The sequence below is a fragment of the Sulfurimonas sp. genome, assembly GCF_028694895.1.
Taxonomy (GTDB): domain Bacteria; phylum Campylobacterota; class Campylobacteria; order Campylobacterales; family Sulfurimonadaceae; genus Sulfurimonas.
In genome coordinates, this window is sequence record NZ_JAQVKA010000131.1 from 1 (window position 1) to 3,636 (window position 3,636).

A 3,636-nucleotide genomic window follows, 5' to 3' on the forward strand; every position below is an offset into this window, starting at 1 on the left:
TCCTGCTTGAACGCTCTGTGATTTGATGCATATTTTGCTCATAAGCTCGCTAACATCTGCTCCTTGCATGATAACACCGATGCTTCCAACCATAGAACCCGGATTTACAATTATCTCATTTGCCCATATACTAGCGTAGTAGCTTCCACTTGCGATTGTTCCACTTGCATAAACAATGACTGGTTTACTCTCTCTTGCACGTTTTATTGCATATGCTATCTCGATAGAAGGTGCAACTGCTCCACCGGGAGAGTCTATATTTAATAAAATTCCTTTTACAAAGTGGTTTGCTGCAGCATCGTCTATCTGCTTTAAAACCTCTGAGACTTCCATAATAGGACCTACAAGATTTATCTGCTCTAAGTTATTTGGTTTTAAATCCTCTTTACTTTGAGGAGCAAAGATCAAAAATAGTATGAGAACAAAAATCATAGCTTTGAAATGTTCTTGAATGAACTTCATAGTAGCAAATATTGGAGAAAATAGTTTTTTTATAAATTGCATTAAACACCTTTTTTTGGAATAAATTTTCCATTGATATAAATTTGGGAGATATTATATCTATGAAGTATTAAATGGATAGCCAACTCATCATTTGGTTCTTCATCCAAATCTAAAACTATCATATCCGCGTTTTTTCCCTCTTTTATCTCGCCACTGTTTAGCCCAAGAGCTTCAGCAGCACCCTTTGTTACGCTATTTATAAGCTGTTTTGCCAAAGGTAGAAGTGGCATGTTTGAGTGCATAAAAAGAGCGCACTTCATCTCTTCAAAAAGGTCAAGTTTGTAGTTTGAGCTAAGTCCATCTGTCGCGCATATCCAGTTGATATTTTTTTCATTTACAACGCTCAAATCAAGCGCACCATTTCCAAGAAGTCTATTTGAAATAGGGCAGTGGATTATAGTGTGGTTACCTTTTTTTATGTTATCAAGTTCTTCATTATTGGCCTTAACAACATGGGTAAATAGTGTTTGTTGTTCATTGAAATGCTCTAAAAATTCACTAGAACTACATGTAGCACTATTTTGTTTTAAAAGTTTCTCAAAAAACTCTTTGAAATCGCCCTCACTCTTATCAAGCCACTCTCTCTCAGCCGAGCTTTCCATAAAATGAGCACTTAGTTTAAGGCTCTCATTTTTAACGATTTGTAGAGCCTTTTTTATTAAAATTGGGTGAACGGAGTAGGGCGAGTGAATAGCAACTGCAGGATGAAATCCTTCTCTTTTAACACTCTTTGAAGCATCAAGCCTCGCTAAAAAATCAGCGAAGAGGGCATCTGCCATAGTTGCTTGAGAGCCGATAAGTTCATTAAAAAAAACAATATTTTGCTCTGCCTCTGCACATGCTTCTAAGTCCATTCCATGCGAACTAATTGCTCCAAATGTTGTGATTCCAGACTCAAGCATAGATGATATTGCTTCACTCATACACTCTTTAGCGCAACCTTCTATGAGAGTTTCTCTGTTTTCAAGCACACTATAGAGCCATGGGATAAAATCTCCATAAGATAGTTCTGTTTTGTTCGCGCTAAATTCTACATGTACATGAGCATTTATAAGCCCCGGCATAAGAAGAGAATTTTTTTTAAGTTCTATGATTTGTGCATCTGGAAATAGGCTTTTTAACTCATCAAGTGGTGCGATTTTGTGTATCGTTTTGTCATATGCGATACTTTGGCCACAAAGTAGGTTTTGTGGGGTTAGTATATAGTTTGGAGTAATAATTTGCATCTTTTATCTTTTTTTAGAATTTAAAATAGATTATGCTTAATTTAGGTAAAATGAGTCCTTAAAAAATTTAATTATTAAATAAAAAGGCAATAGATGAAAATAGTAGTAATTCAAGGACCAAACTTAAATATGTTAGGTGTCAGAGAACAACAGATTTATGGTTCTATGAAATTAGAGCAGATTCACGCTCAAATGAGAGATTTTGCAGCACAGAGTTCTTTTGATATAGAGTTTTTTCAAAGTAATTTAGAGGGTGAAATTGTGGATAAAATCCAAGAGTGTTATGGAGATGCAAATGGCATAATTTTAAATGCTGCAGCATATACACACACATCAATAGCTATACGTGACGCAATCTCAGCGGTAAATCTTCCAACTATTGAAGTACATATCAGCAATATTCACCGTCGTGAAGAGTTTAGAAAACAAAACATGATAGCACCTGTTTGTACATCATCAATTGTAGGATTTGGACCATTTGGGTATCACTTAGCGATGGTTGGTATGGTTCAGATAATGAATGAGATAAAAGCCGTACAAGAGATGCAACAACAACAAGCGACTCAAGCTGAGTAGGCAATGTATATAGAGCGTAAATTAAGTGATAGTTTGACTATCTATAAAAATTTGCGCCTTAGTAAACGAGGGCAAAGGGGTCATCATCGTTACAGAGTAACCATTGGTATTGGTGGTAATGTAGGTGATGTTAGAAGAAGGTTTTCTCATCTTGAAGTCTATCTTATGAGAGATAAAAGAGTTGAATTTTTACAGAGATCGTTGATTTTAAAAAATCCTCCTTTTGGTTTTATAAATCAAGATGATTTTTTTAATTCAATTATTATATTAAAAACGAGTATGCAGCCTATGCTATTTTTAGATTATTTAATGAGAGTAGAGAAAAAATTTGGACGTAAAAGAAGTTTTGCGAACGCTCCAAGAACGCTTGATTTGGATATCATATTTTTTGATGATAGAGTTGTTAAAAAAGAGAGACTCTCTATTCCGCACCCAGAGCATTTCAAAAGAGAAAGCGTATTAATTCCACTTAAAGGTTTAAAGAGATGAAAATATTAACTTTTGTTGGAAAAACACCCTCAGATGCTCTTAAAAAAGCAAAGATGAGCCCAAATTATTCTCAAATGCTTCATATCGATACTAAAGAGATACAAAAAAAGTCACTAGGACGAGATGCACTTTATGAGATAATAATGGGAATAGAAGATGAGCCAGAGCAGACTTATCAAAAAAATAGCTCTACAATAAAAGATGGCAGACCTCTCACTCAAAAGAGTGCTGATGTTCTTTATGATATCTCTTATGCGGCAAAACAAATTTCTAAAATAGCAGAAGTTAAAGATCCACTTTATGCTTATCAAGAACAAAACACTCAAAGCGTACTTGAGCCAAAAGAGTTAAAAGAGATAAAATCAGAGATAGCAAAGCTTGGTGATAAAGTTAAGATCATCCAAAATATGTTTTGGGAAGAAAAATCCCCTGATTTAGATAGTCATATCCCATCAGAATTCGCAGAGATTTACAGGCTAGCTTCTCAAAGTGGTATGAATAAAGAGCATTTAGATTCTATTATGAGAATGACACTAGAACATATGCCATTTAAGATGAGAGAGAACTCATCTACAATCAAGAGATATTTTCAAACTATCCTTAGAAAAATGGTGCCAGTTAGAATTGAAGCCTTGCCATCTATTGGAAACAAAAAGGTAATAATGCTAGTTGGTCCAACAGGAGTTGGTAAAACAACGTCAGTTGCAAAGTTAGCTGCAAGGTACTCATTTTTAACACAAAAAAAATACAAAGTAGGTCTTATTGTTCTTGATACTTACCGTATTGGAGCAGTTGAGCAACTGATGCAATACGCTAGAATGATGAAGTTAGCTATCGAGAC

General features: G+C 34.9%; 5 protein-coding genes. 3 read left to right on the forward strand and 2 right to left on the reverse strand.

What is annotated here, in order from left to right; all coding sequences use genetic code 11:
- On the reverse strand, positions 1 to 504 hold a 504-nt coding region (locus tag PHI38_RS09710), incomplete at its 3' end, for a S49 family peptidase (RefSeq protein WP_299855597.1).
- Positions 504 to 1,730 (reverse strand): metal-dependent hydrolase, encoded by a 1,227-nt coding sequence (locus PHI38_RS09715; protein WP_299855599.1) that lies wholly within the window; start codon positions 1,728 to 1,730, stop codon positions 504 to 506. The genes PHI38_RS09710 and PHI38_RS09715, both read right to left, overlap by 1 nt.
- 93 nt (positions 1,731 to 1,823) lie before the next feature.
- Here PHI38_RS09715 and aroQ point away from each other — a divergent pair, with 93 nt between their 5' ends.
- The 3 genes from aroQ to PHI38_RS09730 form a co-directional block, all read left to right on the forward strand.
- On the forward strand, positions 1,824 to 2,306 hold the full coding sequence (aroQ, locus tag PHI38_RS09720; protein ID WP_299855600.1) for a type II 3-dehydroquinate dehydratase: 483 nt from the start codon (positions 1,824 to 1,826) through the stop codon (positions 2,304 to 2,306).
- Positions 2,307 to 2,309: 3 nt separating this feature from the next.
- Positions 2,310 to 2,795, forward strand: a complete 486-nt coding sequence (gene folK / locus PHI38_RS09725; RefSeq protein WP_299855602.1) for a 2-amino-4-hydroxy-6-hydroxymethyldihydropteridine diphosphokinase — start codon at positions 2,310 to 2,312, stop codon at positions 2,793 to 2,795.
- Positions 2,792 to 3,636: flagellar biosynthesis protein FlhF (locus tag PHI38_RS09730; protein WP_299855604.1), on the forward strand; the 845-nt coding region annotated here is incomplete at its 3' end. The genes folK and PHI38_RS09730, both read left to right, overlap by 4 nt.

Bases quoted from the DNA above. Each gene is read 5' to 3' on its own strand.
- folK (WP_299855602.1), top strand. From the start codon at position 2,310: ATGTATATAGAGCGTAAATTAAGTGATAGTTTGACTATCTATAAAAAT.
- PHI38_RS09715 (WP_299855599.1), bottom strand. From the start codon at position 1,730: ATGCAAATTATTACTCCAAACTATATACTAACCCCACAAAACCTACTT.
- aroQ (WP_299855600.1), top strand. From the start codon at position 1,824: ATGAAAATAGTAGTAATTCAAGGACCAAACTTAAATATGTTAGGTGTC.